The sequence below is a fragment of the Terriglobales bacterium genome, from assembly GCA_035764005.1.
GTDB lineage: Bacteria > Acidobacteriota > Terriglobia > Terriglobales > Acidobacteriaceae > Gp1-AA112.
Genome location: DASTZZ010000101.1, coordinates 1 through 14,484, shown reverse-complemented (window position 1 = coordinate 14,484; position 14,484 = coordinate 1). Strand labels below are relative to the sequence as shown.

The following is a 14,484-nucleotide window of genomic DNA, read 5'->3' as shown; positions in this document are numbered from 1 at the left end:
GGGCGATCTCGGTCGTACGGGCCGTGACGGAAGTATTCCGCGCGCAGTCGGCGCTCCGTGAGAATCGCGAGCGAGCGCGATTGAAGCATCTGTTCCTTCGCGAAGGATGGGATGCCGCGCGTTTTCTCTCCGAAGTCGAAGCCCGGCTTGGTTACAAGCTCGATCCCGCCGAACAGGAGCGCATTCCTTCCGACATTTACCGCGATCACGTAGGCATTCATCCGCAGAAGCAACCGGGGCTGGCTTACGTAGGCGCCTCGGTCCTGCGGGGGCGCGTGAGCGGCGACCAGCTTGCGCAAGTTGCCGAACTGTCCGAGCGATTCGGGACCGGCGAAATTCGCACGACGACGATGCAAAACTTCATCATCGTTAATGTGCCTCGGAGCCGCACGGCGGAGCTGGCGCGCGAGTTGGAACAGATCGATCTGCACGTCGAGGGCACGCCGTTCTGGCGCGGAGCGATCGCCTGCACCGGAACTGAGTTCTGCAAGCTGGCAATTACGGAGACGAAAGGCTTCATGCGCTGGCTGGTTGACGAGATGGAGACGCGTCTTCCCGAATTCGATCAGCAGTTAAAGCTGCACGTCACCGGATGCCCGAACAGTTGCGGACAGCATTGGATCGCCGACATCGGTCTCGAAGGCAAGAAGATCAAGCACAACGGCAAGCTCGTCGATGCGTATTACTTCTGCGCAGGCGGATCGGTCGGCGCCTGGGCCAGAACGGGAAGACCGGTGGGCTACCGCGCACCGGCAACCGAAGTTCCCGACGCTCTGGAGCGTTTGCTGCGCACCTATTTATCGACGCGCGAACATGAAGAGAATCTGCGCGCATGGTTTGCCCGCCACAGCGATCTCGAATTGCGCGAGTTTCTCGCTGGAGCGGAGTTGGCTGCAGTCGAGCGTGATCTGCCCACGCAGCGCGTTCCCCAGGGAGTCGAGTAGGTGAACCTGTTTCCCATCTTCCTCAAGCTCGAAGGGCGGCGCTGCCTGGTTGTCGGCGCAGGAGCTGTCGGCACGCAGAAGACCGCGGGACTGCTTGAGGCTCGTGCCGATGTCGTTGTAGTAGATCCTTCGCCGTCAGTGTCTTTTCGGGAAATGTTCGCGGCGCGAGTCACCTGGCATCAGCGCAGCTACGTGCCTGCCGATCTGGATGGAGCCTATCTCGTCATCGTCGCCACCTCGGATGCAGCTCTCAACCGCGAGATTTACGAAGAAGCGCAGCGTCGCGGCATTCTGGCCAACGTCGTCGATGTTCCGCCACTGTGCGATTTTTACTATCCGGCAGTGGTGCGACGAGGAGCGCTGATCGTAGCTGTTTCTTCACAGGGCGAGAGCCCGCATTTGGCGCAGCGCGTTCGTGACGAGATCAGCGAAGCGCTTCCTGAGGAACTTTCGAGCGCCGTGGATCGCATCGGCGAGGAGAGGCGCCGCATATTGCGCGAGCATCAGCCTGGTCCCGAGCGGTTGCAGCTTTTGCGCGATCTGGTCTATCCCCGAGGAGCCCGCGCATGAGGCTGCGACCTGCAGGAAAGGTGTTTCTGGTCGGCGCCGGCCCGGGGGATCCCGAGTTGCTTACGCTGAAAGCCCTCCGCGTGCTGCGCGATGCTGACGTGGTGCTGCACGACGATCTGATCAGTCACGAGATTCTCGCTATTATTCCCGCGACGGCGCTCAAGATCTCAGTCGGCAAGCGCTGTGGGGCAGCCCGTGTCTCCCAGGAAGAAACCAACGCGATGCTCGTTGCCTATGCCGAATCGGGACGCACGGTCGTGCGCCTCAAATCGGGAGACCCCATGCTGTTCGGACGCGCAGGCGAAGAAATCGACGCGCTTCGTCGAGCGGGAATTGAATTCGAGATCGTTCCCGGCATCAGCACGGCATTTGCAGCTGCCGCCGCGCTGGAGACATCACTCACCGATCGCCGTAAAGCTTCTCGGGTTGTTTTCAGCACCGGACATCGGGCTCAACCAGGGGCAAGCGAAAGCACGACGCAGGTGATCTACATGCCGGGACCTGATTACTCGGCAATCGTTGGGCGCTTGCTCCAGGAAGGGTTTGCGCGGGAAACACCTTGCGCTCTAGTTTCTGCAGTCTCGCGCGAGGCGCAAACCACCATTCGCACCACACTCGGCTCGCTTCCCGATATGGGACCGCTGCCTGCGCCGTCGATCTTGCTCGTGGGGGAGGGATTGGCAGAGGCTCGGGAAAACGCCACAGGCGATCAGAGTGGCTGGGAAGCCTTCACGAACCGAATAAGGGTCACGGCGTAACAGAACCCTGCCGGTTGCGCCCATTCCTCCCTGCAACTACGATGGCAGATAGCATGACTTCCTTGCTTCCTACCGGCTTCACCTGAAGCTAATTTCCTGACGCCCGGGTTGTCGTCAACCACTCACCGCTTAAGTTCAGGAAAGGGAAGAATCATGCAAGCCTTTGCGCGAGTGCTGCTCGCCTTTGTGTTTTTCGTTGTATCTGCTTCTGCACAATCGGCTGCGCCGCAGCGCCACTTCACGTTTCATTACGGCTTCACCGTCCGCAATGTAGCTGCAGGACAGCCGCTTCGCGTCTGGATTCCGCTCGCGCATTCCGATCTGTTCCAGGATGTGAAGGTGATCTCGGAAAAAGGTGATCTGGTGTTGAAGCACACGCGTGAGCAGGAGTACGGCGACGAGATGCTGTATGCCGAAACGCCCAACGCGAAGCAATCCGCATACGCGTTCGAAGTTGTTTACGACGTAGTGCGGCGCGAAAGTTCAGCGCATCGCGCCAGAGCGTTGCGACTAGCGCAGCAACAGCGGCTGCTCTCTCCCGACAAACTGGTTCCAACGAGCGGATTGCCCGCCGATCTTGCCGCCAAGCAAGTTGCGTTAGTCACAGGCGACTACTCGAAAGCTCGGGCTCTCTACGACTACGTTCTGGCAAACATGCGTTATGACAAGAGCGGCACCGGATGGGGACACGGCGATACTCTCTACGCCTGCAACGCCAAGCACGGGAACTGCACCGATTTCCACTCCTTATTTATTTCGATGGCCCGTTCACAGAAGATACCTGCACGCTTTGAAATTGGTTTCCCAATTCCGGCAGACAAGCACTCCGGCGAAATTCCCGGCTATCACTGCTGGGCTGACTTCTACACGAAAGATCATGGCTGGGTTCCCGTCGATATTTCCGAAGCGTGGAAGCATCCCGATCGGCGCGAGTTCTTTTTCGGGCATTGGGACGACAATCGCATCCAGTTCAGCGTTGGACGCGACATCACGCTGAGTCCGAAGCAGGACGGCGACCCGTTGAATTACTTTGTCTATCCATACGTTGAGGTGAATCACAAAGAGTACGCGAACGTCGCGACGCGTTTTGCGTTTGAGGATATGAATGCCGCGCCGGTGAATCGTGCCGCGATTGCAGGCCGTTAGAACGCCGAAGCTTTTCACGTGCTCTGTATTTGGCGCAGAGCCTTCTCTAAACTAGCCATTCTCCACGCGTGCTTTTATGTCTGAGTACGCGACACGGATCAGCCTGCGTAGTGCGGCGATGTCTGTGGCAGTTCCGGGTTTTAGCTTCACGTGGCGCATGAACCTTCCGCTACCCTCCAACAAGCGAGTCGGATCGGGGAGAGACGCGCCATGAAAGAATCCGACGTTTACGTGGGAAGTGAATACATTGACATAGCCGAAGGGCGCATCCCCCAGGCATGCGACTGGGCAGCCATCATGCAGGAGCTCCCGGACCTCGTCTCCGCATTTTCGCATCACCTCAAACCACTGGCGTGCAATGGCTCCCAAATCGCCGGCGTGCGCTTTCATCCACGCATCAATGTCGGGATCCCGTTCGATGGCGCCATTGAACCGAAGTAAGTCCGTTCTCACCATCGATATGCTCGAAGTCGCCAAGCGCTCCTTAAAAGAACGTCTCCACAATATCGACCACGTGATAGGAACTGTCGACAATGCAAAGATAGCGCCATTTATCGAACGTAAGACATGGATGCGAGATATCGAAGGCAATCATGTCGCCGACGTGAATATCGGCGCCTTCTTCGACCTGTAGAAACGCGTGCTGATCCATGATGCGCGTCAGCTTCCAATCGGCAGGAGGTGTGACTGGCTCCGACCATCCTGGATGGTAACGAAGCGCGGGTATCGGCAGTCCGGCGTCGAAGGCGACGTCACGCTTACCCATGCCGATGATCACTCGGTCCCGTTCTGGAATTGACTGCACGTAGGCCCAAACCTGCAGCGCGGGATCGAGAGCGGGCTGCATTTGCTGGGCTACCGAATTCTGAGTCAGAATTCGTGTCTGTGCAGTGCGATAAGCGCCTACATCGTGCGTAAGGTAACAGCCGGGACGAAGAACCACCTCGGTTGCTGTTCCGACGTCGGCGCCGCCGAATACATCGGCGACAACGTCATACCATGCCGAGCCCGCGCCTGAGAGAATCACTGGTTCTCGGTGGAAGCGCTTGGCGCTCACCAGCTCGCGAGCGGTATCGAGCGCCCGGTGCAGGTAGCTGCGGATTGCGCGCTCGTCGCTGAGAATGCCTTCGTAAATCTCCAGGCCACTCAGACTCAACGTCTTTGGCCAATGCGACAGCGCTTCGAGCACGGAATCGAGTTGTTCCCGATTCCGAACTCCAGTACGGCCGCCCTCGACGCCTAACTCGACCAGCACGTTTAGCCTGAGGCCTCGCTCGCGAAAGAACGTGCCAAGTTGATTGGTGTTCTCGGCAGAGTCGATCAGGCAATAGAACTCGAAATCAGCGTCTTCCAGCATCTGCGCGACGGTGGCCATGTTTTGCTTGCCTACGAGCTGATTCGCCATCAGCACGCGGCGAATTCCGTGCTCATAGGCGACGCGCGACTGGTGAGCCGTCGCCAAGGTGATGCCCCATGCTCCCGCATCGATTTGCCGCTGGAAGAGCCTAGGCGCCATAGTCGTTTTGCCGTGAGGCGCGAGCTTTGCGCCGTAGGCGGAGGCGAATGCCTGCATCCATTTCAGATTGTGATCGAGTTTCTCTGCGGAGATGACCGCGGCAGGAAGGCTGAGATCTTCCTTGAGCAGGTTCCATCCCAATTTGGGAACGTCGTCGAGTGCTAGTTCATGCTCCAGCAGGCCGATGCCCTTGTTCAATGGACCCAAAGCGGACGAAGGGGATCGCTGAAGCACTCTCTCGGCTACATGGGGTGGATTCATGGCTTCAAAACCTGCACGCTAAGGTACATCATTTGTCGGGCCCCTAGCTGCGTCTTCAGACCGAGCGAACCGTTGACCGGCGCAGGACTTGGCCGCCCAGCACCGCCCAGCGGCTACCGCCGCCCGTTCCGTTGCTATGTTGGGACCAAATAATGCGCAACTCGCCGACACTACAAACGTCTAAAATAGTAGCCATGCGCGCAGGACTTGCAGTGCTTACGCTCTCGCTCGCGTTTTCAACAGCTCCGTTGAACGCTCAGCGGATGTCAGGTCCGCGGATGTCAGGTCCAGAGCTGCGCGGCATTCCTGCATCGGTAACTTCTCCTCGAGCCGATGGAACGCTGCGAGGCATACCCGGAAGCGTCACGGATCCGCGGGCGTCTTTCGGCTTTCGAGGCAGCGTCTCATTCGGAAACCGACGGGCGATAGACTCGTTTCATCATCGCCGGCCTGTGCCAGTCGTTGTCGTTCCTTATTACGCGTATCCGTATGTCTATGACTATTCAGCGTATGAGGAACCTCAGCCCGCCAGCGAGACGGTCCAGCCGCAAGTCATCATAATCAAGGACGAGACGACGCACTCCGATGACAGCTCGCGCTATGGAGAGCATTCGTTCGAGGAGCGTGAACCGGCGCACGAAGAGGCCGTGCAGCCGAAGTCGGCGCCTGCTCCGCAGCCCGAAGATGCCGGACCGCCGACCACCCTGGTTTATCGAGACGGCCACAAAACCGAGCTTCGCAACTACGCAATTGTCGGCACCGACCTGCTCGATTTGACCAGGAGTCCTGTGATTAAGAGAATCCCGCTGGCGTCACTCGATCTGAATGCCACGCGCCATGAGAACGAAGAGAACGGCGTGGATTTCTATCTGCCGTGAAAAAGCAAGAGGCGATAGGCAATAAGCGATAGGCAAAAGGCAAAACCATTACGGGTAGGCGAGACATGAGCCTATTGCTTATCGCCTGCTGCCTATTGCCTATTGGGTGTGTTTACCTTCCCGCCCCGGTCGCTAACTTCTTGACCATCGCCAACACCAGCTTACGATCGCTGTCGTTCAGGTTGCCGGAGTAGCGGCGGAACTGGGCGAGGAACTTTACTTCGTCTTCCGTCCACTGCGGAAGATCTTTGCCGTTTTTGGAGGGCGCATGGTGGCGATCGGCGAAGAAGTGCGCCAGCGGGACGTCCATGGCGGAAGCGATTTTGGCGAGCGTGTCGAGCGAGGGGATGGTGTGGCCGTTCTCTACGCGCGACAGATAGCAGCGCAGCAACCCAGTACGTTTTTCGATATCGCCCTGCGACATGCCCTTCTGCAGGCGATAATTGCGGATCGTCTCACCAATGTTCATTGTGGATTTTCTCTCGGGCAGCGTTCTGGGGTGCGAGCAGATAGTAACCAGAGTAGAACCTTTCTGCAAGCAGAATTTTTGACAGAAAGGTAAACGTCCGCTGGTTACGACAGTTTGGCACACGGCTAAGTTTGTCGCGCGTTTTGCCGAGTAGCCTGCCAGGCGCGAACGTCAAGTTCCAGGTATTTCGCTCCGGGAACAGGATTTTCGCGATAGGGCGCGATCTCAACGAATCCCAACCGCAAATACATCTCTACCGCAGTTCCCATCTCAGCCGGAACAGTATCGAGGCGCATCCGACGGTACCCGATCGCAGCGGCGCACTTGAGGATGGCATCTACGAGTTCCCGGCCGACTCCGATACCGCGAAACTGCGGACGCACGTACAGTCGCTTCATTTCGCAGATATCCAGCTCCGCGAGAATCTCATCGTCTTCCGATGCAGAGTTCGCGCCCAACCTGCGTAATGCGACGCATCCTGCGGGCTCGTCGTTGACCTGCGCCAGCAGCAGCATTCCCGACCAAGGCGCGTACTCGCCGGGCAAAGCAGCCAGCTCCTGTTCGAAGCTTTGAAAGCACAAATTGAAGCTGAGCGATTCGGCGTACTCCTGGAAGAGTTCGCGGATTGCATCGATGCGAACAGGATTATCCGCCGGCACAATCGCAACTCGCGGCCGATGAAGGGTTTCGGCAGCAGCACTCATAACAACACCTGCTCATCTGGCTTGCGGCACACAACAATGGTCCAGACTCTCGACACTTCTGAAGCTACCCCATCAGCATTCCGCCGTTTACGTTGAGGACGTGGCCGGTGATGTATCCCGAATCGGGAGAGGCGAGGAAGCAGACTGCGTGCGCTACTTCCTGGTCCGTGCCGGCGCGTCCAAGTGGAATTGTCTTCGACATCGTGTCGCGCAGCTCCTGGCTCAGAACCTCGGTCATGGCGGTTTGGATCCATCCGGGCGCGACAGCATTTACGGTTATGTTTCGCGATGCGACCTCTCGAGCTACCGACATCGTGAGCCCGATCAGTCCGGCCTTTGACGCCGAGTAGTTCGCCTGCCCGGTCTGGCCCATCTGTCCGAAGATGCTGGTGATGTTGATGATCCGTCCCCAGCGTTGCTTGAGCATCGAGCCGATCACCGCCTGAATGCACAGATACGGACCAGTGAGATTGGTGTCGAGCACCGCTTCCCAGTCGGCGCGCTTCATGCGCATCACGAGTTGATCGCGGGTGATGCCGGCGTTGTTGACGAGAATGTCGATTTTTCCAAAGCGCTCGAGCGCCGCTTTCGTGGCAGATTTGATTTGCTCTTCCTGGGCGACGTCCATGGTGAAGCTGCCCGCTTCGCCGCCGGCAGCGGCGATCTCGGCTTCCACTTGCTGGAGCTTGTCGGCATTGCGCGCCGCCAGTGCGACCCTCGCTCCCTGCGCAGCTAGACGCAGAGCGCATGCGCGTCCAATCCCCTGTGAGGCTCCCGTTACCAGTGCTACACGACCTTCCAATGGTTTCATTCGATCTGGTTTGAAGAACCGAGAATTATAGAAGGAGCGGCCCGAGCCTGCTCTTATGCAGGATGAAATGACCCATTTTGCCCGCGGACGATTGCGGATTAAGGCACCAAATCCTAAGTACAACCAGCTACTCTGCTTCTTGATTCCACACGAGTTAAGGCCACTTTCACCTTAGGTACCTTAGTCCGATTCTACGAGTCAGTTGTTACGCAATTTAGACCTTCTGTTCGAGTGAGTGTGGTGAACTGGCCCGCTACTCTCGCCTTTTCCTTGGAGGCGAGATTTTGGTTCAGACTTCACGGTTCGGCACCCTCGTATGCGCTCTGCTCGGATTGGCGCTCGTAACCGGCTGCGGCGGCGCAGCTCCTAATCAGCTGGCTTCGTCAGGCACTACGACGACCTCCGCCAGCGGATCAACTTCAGGCACAAGCACGCCAACGACGCCGACGCCAACTCCGAGTCCGACGCCTACGCCGACTCCAACGCCGACGCCTACCCCGTCCCCAACACCGACTCCGGTCGTGACCACCACGACTCTGACCGCGGAAACTGGAGCGAATACCAGCGTGGCAGCATCATTCGGTGTTCAGTCCAACGGGAATGAAGGGGGGGCGAACGTCAGCAAAGTCGACACGCGTACTCTGCTGTATCCGGGAGCAACAACGAAAATTTACGCCCACTTCATGCCCTGGTTCGGAGATGGCGGCCACATGGATGTGGGCTATACATCGAGCGATCCCAATCAGGTGAAGCGTCAAGTTTCTGACGCACTGAGCCGTGGAATCTCTGGCTTCATTGAGGACTGGTACGGTCCCAATAATTCCATGCCGAATGCGACGGCGTTCACGCTGAAGGCTGAGGCAGAAAGCCGGAACGGCGCGTTTGTCTTTGCGATGATGGAAGATGCAGGAGCGTTGGACCAATGCGGGAAAACTCCCGGCTGCGATGTTACTGGACAGATGATCAGCGATCTCACATATGCTTACAACAATTTCGAGACCTCGCCGGCATACATGACCATCGCCGGACGGCCAGCGGTTTTCTTCTTCGATCCTGAGCGTTTCGGGATGCTCGACTGGAACCGCATTGCATCTTCCGTACCGGGCAATCCGCTATTCATCTTCCAGAACGCAGGCGCTTTCACCCATCCGCAAGCGGGCGGCGGCTTCTCCTGGGTCATGATTTCCGGCGACGCCAACGACTGGAGTCAGTCGTATCTCGACGACTTCTATTCAACCGGTCTCAGCCACCCGCAAATCCATACGTTCGGCGCAACCTGGAAAGGGTTCAATGACTCCCTGGCGAGCTGGGGCTCCAACAGAATCGTGAATCAAAACTGCGGGCAAACCTGGCTCAACACGTTTTCCGAAATCGGGAAATACTACTCGGCGAATTCGCAGCTCGAATCGCTGCAGCTTGTTACCTGGAACGACTATGAGGAAGCCACCGAGATCGAAACTGGCATCGACAACTGCATCAATGTCTCAGCATCAGTTTCGGGAACCCAACTTTCCTGGACTCTCAGCGGGCCCGGGCAGGAGAATACGATCGACCATTACACGCCGTACATCTCAGTCGATGGCGAGAACCTGATGCCGCTCTCCGATGTCCCGGCAGGCACGCACACGCTGGATCTATCGGGCTATCACTTCACTGCCGGCAGCTACAAGGTGTACGTGAAAGCAGTAGGCAAACCGAGCATCAAGAATCAGATGTCAGGAGCGGCAACGTTTGTGAGCAGCGGGAGTTAGGTTGGAGTCTTCGCCTGATCTGCCCACGATTTCTGGTAGGCTGACGTTTTCGAGCAGGTTCATGTCGTGCTGGTATTCAACATCAGTCAGGCGAAGACTCATCTTGCGAAGCTAATTAAGTTGGCCGAGCAGGGCGAAGAGGTATTTCTCGCGAGACGCACACAGGTTGTCGCGCGCGTCTTGCCCATAAAACGCAAGCCTACGCGTCGTAAGCTCGACATCCTACGTGGAAAATTCAAAGTTTCTCGGAAATTTTTCGAACCGCTCCCGAACTCAGACTTGGACGCCTGGAATAGCCAGAACATTTTTATTCTTAGGTGAAGACTGAGAAGGGCAATGTCCTTCATCTGTTGCATCGGCGGCGCATATCCGCTACCCCGAGTCCCGCGTTTTGTGCGGGACGAACGAAGGTAGCCCACCATGCAGCGAAGCGGAATGGTGGGATGACGGTCATTACAGTTTGGAGTCCGGCTTCTAGCCGGACGAATGAGAGTTTGGGTTATTCAATCGTTCCCATCCGGAAAACGCGAGATTCTCAATCGTCCGGCTGAAGGCCGGACTCGATAGCGTGCTTTTTCTCTGACCCACCATTTCGCTTCGCTGCATGGTGGGCTACTCTCGCGCGTCCCGCCGTTGGCGGGACTTCTCTTCAATCTGGAAGTAAGTGGTACCGCAGTGCTTTCCCATTCCGTTTTTTATGCGGCGAATGCGCGAAGTCTCAAGTGCCACGCCTTTCGATGTAAGTTGCAGCAATTCTTCCCGTACAATCCCCTAAACCGTGTACGACGACAGCATCAGCCAGGATGACGTGCAGGAGCTGCACGAGCATGCCGAGCACGCGCAGCATGACCGGTCGCTGCTGCCGGTGAGCTTCAGCATGAGCGTGCTCGCGGTCCTCGTCGCGGTCGTGACCTTGCTCGGTCATCGCGCTCATACCGAGGAAGTCGTCGCGCAAATCAGGGCTACTGACACCTGGGCCGAATATCAGGCGGTGAACACACGCAGACATACTTACGAGGTGTTTGGCGAGTTCATTGAGATCACTCCGCCGAAAGATCCGGCCGCAGCACAGAAGATGCACGACAGCTTTCTTCACCAGAGCCAGCAGTACGAAGATCGACGCAAAGAGCTTCGCAGTGAGGCCGAGCAGCTTGAGCAGGAGGTTCGCGGCGATGAGCGCAAAGCCAATCGTTTCGACTTCGGTGAAGCTCTCCTTGAAGTCGCCCTGGTGATCACTTCCATTACTCTCCTCACGCGGCGCCGGCCGTTTTGGCATATCGGTACTGCGATCGGGGTGCTGGGCATTGTCGTCGCAGCTACCGGAGTGTTCGTGAGGTAGTTCTCGGCGAGCAGCTGCGAACGGCCAATCCTCGGCAGAGTGCGTATCCGCAGAGCTCGACCAGCAGGTCAGGATTAATGACCAACCGTTCTATACCGTAAACCATCCAAACTAGAGCTGCGATTAGCGGCATTCTGACCCGTATGAATGCTGAAGAGACCCTTATTTCCCTGCCTGCCGAGTGCAATGGCACGTTAGAACACCAGGCTGCTCCGCTTCCCCCGGCGCTGGTTGAAACGATGAAGATTGTCTTTCGCGAAACGCACGGGGCCGAGATGACACCGGAGGACCGTGAGTTTCTGGGCATCGCCGATCAGTGAAGAAGAAAAAAGTCGATGGAAGTGCACTTACGCCTGCGGTGGATGGCTCCGGCCAGGAGCGCGATGCGCGTCTGAACAGGGCCATCGAGACGGTGTTTCGGCTCACGCACAGCCGTGAAATGACGCCCAAGGAACGCCGCGAGTTCGGCCTCAAACATTCCAACTCTAACCACAAGCAAAAAGCCCCTGCACAAAAAGGCGCTGCCAAAGGCAGCCGCTTGCGGGCTTCGCGGCTTGAGTCGTCCGAGTTTTGCTAACGTGGCATCGGACGCAGTTCTAACTGCCGTTTGCTAACATCGATTGGTGGCCTCTTCCGGCAAAGTTCGCGTTCGATTTGCGCCTTCACCGACCGGTTTGTTGCACGTCGGCAATGCGCGCACGGCGCTCTTTAATTGGCTGTTTGCACGACAGAAAAAGGGCGTTCACGTTCTGCGAATCGAAGACACGGATGTAGAACGCAGCGAAGCCCGTTTTGAAGCTCAGCTCCTGGATGATCTGCGCTGGCTGGGTATCGACTGGGACGAAGGACCTGACGTCGGCGGCCACTTTGGGCCATATCGGCAGAGCGATCGAATGGACATTTACCAGCGCTATGCTGAGCGATTGCTCGAAGAAGGCAAAGCTTATCTCTGCTTCTGCACGGCTGAGGAACTTGAGCGCGAGCGTCGCGAAGCCGCCGAGAAGCACCTCCCCCAGGTGTACTCAGGAAAGTGCCGGCACTGCGATCCGGTAGAAGCGAAGCGCCGCCGCGAGAGTGGCGAGCCTGCGGCCATTCGCCTGAAGATTCCAGAGCACCCGATCCATTTTCACGACATCGTTCGCGGCGACGTAACTTTCGACAATGAATCGGTGAGCGATCCCATTATCGTGCGTTCGTCGGGTGTGCCGGTTTACAACTACGTCGTGGTGGTAGACGACGCCGAAATGAAGATCACGCATGTGATCCGCGGCGATGACCACCTGTCGAACACTCCCAAGCAGGTGGCGCTCTATGAAGCGCTGGGATTCCCAGTTCCGGAATTTGCGCACCTTTCCACGATACTCGGTCCCGACCGCGAGCGTCTTTCAAAGCGGCATGGCGCAACCTCGATTTCGCAATTCCGCGAGATGGGAATCCTGCCGGAAGCGCTGGTGAACTACCTGGCTCTGCTCGGATGGGCTCCGACTGGAGGCACGCGCGAAACGTTTACGCCCAGGGAATTGATCAAAGAGTTCTCGCTGGAGCGTGTGACGCCTTCTCCCGCGGTGTTTGACTTCGAGAAGCTTTATTGGTTGAACCGCCATTACATCAAAGCGGCCGACGCACAGCGCATCGTGGCTTTATCGTTACCGTACTTTTCCAAATCGGGACTTGTGCCGGAGGAGCCCAGCGCTGAGTTGCGCGAGTGGATCGAGAAAGTGATTGCGCTACTCGTCCCATATGTGGATCGTCTCGATCAACTTACCGACAAAGCCAAGCTTTTGTTTGAGTATGACGCCAGCCATGCTGTGTCAGCTGAAGATAATCAGCCGCTGCTGACATCCGATGTTGGTCGCAAGGTGGTTTCAGCGTTCCAAGCCGAAGTGCATGCAAGCAGTAATGGCTTCAGTGCTGAGAGTTTCAAAGCACTCATTAATCGGATTAAAGAAGGGACCGGCGCGAAAGGCAAAGAGCTATTTCACCCCATTCGCATCGTGCTCACGGGCTCGCATTCCGGGCCGGACTTCGACCGCGTGATTCCTCTTATCGAGACGGGCAGCCACCTGAATTTACCGCGCCACGTGATGAGCGTACGTGAAAGGGCAGAAGCCTTTCAGCGAGCGTGGCAGCAATAAGCGAATCCTAATCGGCTTCTTGCGCGATTTGCGGCAGCAGACTCAACGGAGCGGGCACGAGAGCCCCGCGAACTTTCTTATATGCGGCCCAGAGGAGCGAGGGCTGTCCGTAGCGAACCGGGCCGACAGGATTCAACGGCTGCTCACCGACGAGCAGTTGGGCATTGAATTTTGTCCCATCGAAGAACTTGATCATTGCCTCGACGCAGACAGGCCGCGAGTGTACCTGCTTGCGAGCGCCGGGACAGTTATTCACCTCCCAACGCAGGCCGGCCGATGGCCCGGCAGCGTGCGCGATCCAGTAATCAGCTGATTGGTGGGGCAGAGAGGAATCCAGCATCGAGACCGGCGCGTTCTTCGCATGCGCGATGATGTCGGCATGCTCGGGAGATCCATCGCGACTCTCCTGTTCCGTTGCGGGTTGATCGAAAAGCACGGCAGCATCCGATGACGCAGAGACCGGTTCCGGATCCGGAACACTACTCTGCGCTTCTTGAGCAGGGGCCGCTTGCGTCGCCGTGGATAGCTGATATTCCTTGCGCACGAAGAATATTGCGCCGAAAACTACCAGCGCTCCGACCCACAAAAGCATCTGATCGCGCGACACAACGCCTCCGATTATCTGCTCGTTTCTATCGGCGGACGATTACTACTCTGACTCTATTCTGCAGCTGTGCGCGCGCAGTTCACCCATTACGAAGGTGCACCTTCGCAGATACCCCTGCGAGCGTATTCGGCATGAACTATCGGTGTTAGAATCCGCGACAAGAAGCAGTGAGCGTGTGATTCAGCGCATTGCAGAAGAGTGCGAGGGGGCGCGTCGGCTGCGGCGGACGGAGCCTCTGATATGGCAGGCGAATCGGAGCTGGTCATTCTTGTCGGCTTCATGGGAGCCGGCAAGACGACGGTCGGGAGAGAACTGGCAAAGGTCCTGAACTGGCCTTTTTACGACCTCGACGCGCTCATCGAGGGCCGGACCGGTCGCACCGTTCCGGCGCTGTTTGCGGAGCAGGGAGAACCGGCCTACCGCAAGCTGGAAGCGCAATCGCTTCGCGAACTGCTGCAAACGCTCGAAGACGAGCCGGCCGTCATCGCTCTGGGTGGCGGCGCCTTCGTGCAGGAAACGATCCGGCAGATTCTCCGCGACAATTCCGCCTCCGTGGTGCATCTGGACGTTGGCCTCGAAGAGGCGCTGCATCGTT

At 57.7% G+C, this 14,484-nt stretch carries 19 protein-coding genes; 12 read left to right on the top strand and 7 right to left on the bottom strand.

Annotated features, from left to right (window positions below):
* From VFU50_16545 to VFU50_16530, 4 genes are all read left to right on the top strand, one after another.
* Positions 1-944: nitrite reductase (locus VFU50_16545; GenBank protein ID HEU5234471.1), on the top strand; the 944-nt coding region annotated here is incomplete at its 5' end.
* The gene (locus VFU50_16540) at positions 945-1,514 is read left to right on the top strand and encodes a bifunctional precorrin-2 dehydrogenase/sirohydrochlorin ferrochelatase (protein ID HEU5234470.1); all 570 of its coding nucleotides are present in this window, start codon (positions 945-947) and stop codon (positions 1,512-1,514) included.
* Entirely contained in the window at positions 1,511-2,272 is a 762-nt protein-coding gene (gene cobA, locus VFU50_16535) for a uroporphyrinogen-III C-methyltransferase (GenBank protein ID HEU5234469.1), read from the top strand. The genes VFU50_16540 and cobA overlap by 4 nt, the downstream gene beginning before the upstream one ends.
* A gap of 153 nt (positions 2,273-2,425) precedes the next feature.
* The gene (locus tag VFU50_16530; GenBank protein HEU5234468.1) at positions 2,426-3,418 is read left to right on the top strand and encodes a transglutaminase domain-containing protein; all 993 of its coding nucleotides are present in this window, start codon (positions 2,426-2,428) and stop codon (positions 3,416-3,418) included.
* 51 nt (positions 3,419-3,469) lie between these two features.
* Here VFU50_16530 and VFU50_16525 read toward each other — a convergent pair whose 3' ends face one another.
* Positions 3,470-3,721, bottom strand: a complete 252-nt coding sequence (locus tag VFU50_16525) for a DUF1801 domain-containing protein (protein ID HEU5234467.1) — start codon at positions 3,719-3,721, stop codon at positions 3,470-3,472.
* Between VFU50_16525 and VFU50_16520 the strand changes: the two genes are divergently transcribed.
* A complete protein-coding gene (locus VFU50_16520) occupies positions 3,629-3,859 on the top strand; it encodes a hypothetical protein (GenBank protein ID HEU5234466.1) in 231 nt (76 codons plus the stop codon). The two genes, VFU50_16525 and VFU50_16520, sit on opposite strands and share 93 nt — an antisense overlap.
* A 43-nt stretch (positions 3,860-3,902) precedes the next feature.
* Here VFU50_16520 and VFU50_16515 read toward each other — a convergent pair whose 3' ends face one another.
* A complete protein-coding gene (locus VFU50_16515; GenBank protein ID HEU5234465.1) occupies positions 3,903-5,195 on the bottom strand; it encodes an amino acid deaminase in 1,293 nt (430 codons plus the stop codon).
* Between the two features lie 194 nt (positions 5,196-5,389).
* Here VFU50_16515 and VFU50_16510 point away from each other — a divergent pair, with 194 nt between their 5' ends.
* On the top strand, positions 5,390-6,073 hold the full coding sequence (locus VFU50_16510; GenBank protein ID HEU5234464.1) for a hypothetical protein: 684 nt from the start codon (positions 5,390-5,392) through the stop codon (positions 6,071-6,073).
* Positions 6,074-6,185: 112 nt separating this feature from the next.
* Here VFU50_16510 and VFU50_16505 read toward each other — a convergent pair whose 3' ends face one another.
* From VFU50_16505 to VFU50_16490, 4 genes are all read right to left on the bottom strand, one after another.
* On the bottom strand, positions 6,186-6,542 hold the full coding sequence (locus VFU50_16505) for a helix-turn-helix transcriptional regulator (protein HEU5234463.1): 357 nt from the start codon (positions 6,540-6,542) through the stop codon (positions 6,186-6,188).
* Between the two features lie 125 nt (positions 6,543-6,667).
* Positions 6,668-7,246, bottom strand: coding sequence for a GNAT family N-acetyltransferase (locus tag VFU50_16500; GenBank protein ID HEU5234462.1), 579 nt, complete (start codon positions 7,244-7,246; stop codon positions 6,668-6,670).
* A gap of 64 nt (positions 7,247-7,310) precedes the next feature.
* A complete protein-coding gene (fabG, locus tag VFU50_16495) occupies positions 7,311-8,057 on the bottom strand; it encodes a 3-oxoacyl-[acyl-carrier-protein] reductase (GenBank protein ID HEU5234461.1) in 747 nt (248 codons plus the stop codon).
* Positions 8,058-8,427: 370 nt separating this feature from the next.
* Entirely contained in the window at positions 8,428-8,589 is a 162-nt protein-coding gene (locus tag VFU50_16490) for a hypothetical protein (protein HEU5234460.1), read from the bottom strand.
* Here VFU50_16490 and VFU50_16485 point away from each other — a divergent pair.
* From VFU50_16485 to gltX, 5 genes are all read left to right on the top strand, one after another.
* Positions 8,579-9,808, top strand: a complete 1,230-nt coding sequence (locus VFU50_16485; protein HEU5234459.1) for a hypothetical protein — start codon at positions 8,579-8,581, stop codon at positions 9,806-9,808. The genes VFU50_16490 and VFU50_16485 overlap by 11 nt on opposite strands.
* Before the next feature lie 778 nt (positions 9,809-10,586).
* Positions 10,587-11,147: a DUF4337 domain-containing protein gene (locus tag VFU50_16480; protein HEU5234458.1), complete on the top strand. Its 561-nt coding sequence runs from the start codon at positions 10,587-10,589 to the stop codon at positions 11,145-11,147.
* A gap of 143 nt (positions 11,148-11,290) precedes the next feature.
* Positions 11,291-11,467 carry a hypothetical protein gene (locus VFU50_16475; GenBank protein ID HEU5234457.1) on the top strand — a complete coding sequence of 59 codons (177 nt, stop codon included), beginning with the start codon at positions 11,291-11,293 and terminating at the stop codon, positions 11,465-11,467.
* Entirely contained in the window at positions 11,464-11,724 is a 261-nt protein-coding gene (locus VFU50_16470) for a hypothetical protein (protein HEU5234456.1), read from the top strand. Before VFU50_16475 ends, VFU50_16470 begins: the two co-directional genes overlap by 4 nt.
* Positions 11,725-11,770: 46 nt before the next feature.
* Positions 11,771-13,282 carry a glutamate--tRNA ligase gene (gene gltX, locus VFU50_16465; protein HEU5234455.1) on the top strand — a complete coding sequence of 504 codons (1,512 nt, stop codon included), beginning with the start codon at positions 11,771-11,773 and terminating at the stop codon, positions 13,280-13,282.
* Positions 13,283-13,289: 7 nt separating this feature from the next.
* Here the strand turns inward: gltX and VFU50_16460 are convergent, their stop codons facing one another.
* Positions 13,290-13,889, bottom strand: a complete 600-nt coding sequence (locus tag VFU50_16460; GenBank protein HEU5234454.1) for a hypothetical protein — start codon at positions 13,887-13,889, stop codon at positions 13,290-13,292.
* A 240-nt stretch (positions 13,890-14,129) separates the two neighbouring features.
* Between VFU50_16460 and VFU50_16455 the strand changes: the two genes are divergently transcribed.
* The coding region (locus VFU50_16455) for a shikimate kinase (GenBank protein HEU5234453.1) at positions 14,130-14,484 on the top strand (355 nt) is incomplete at its 3' end.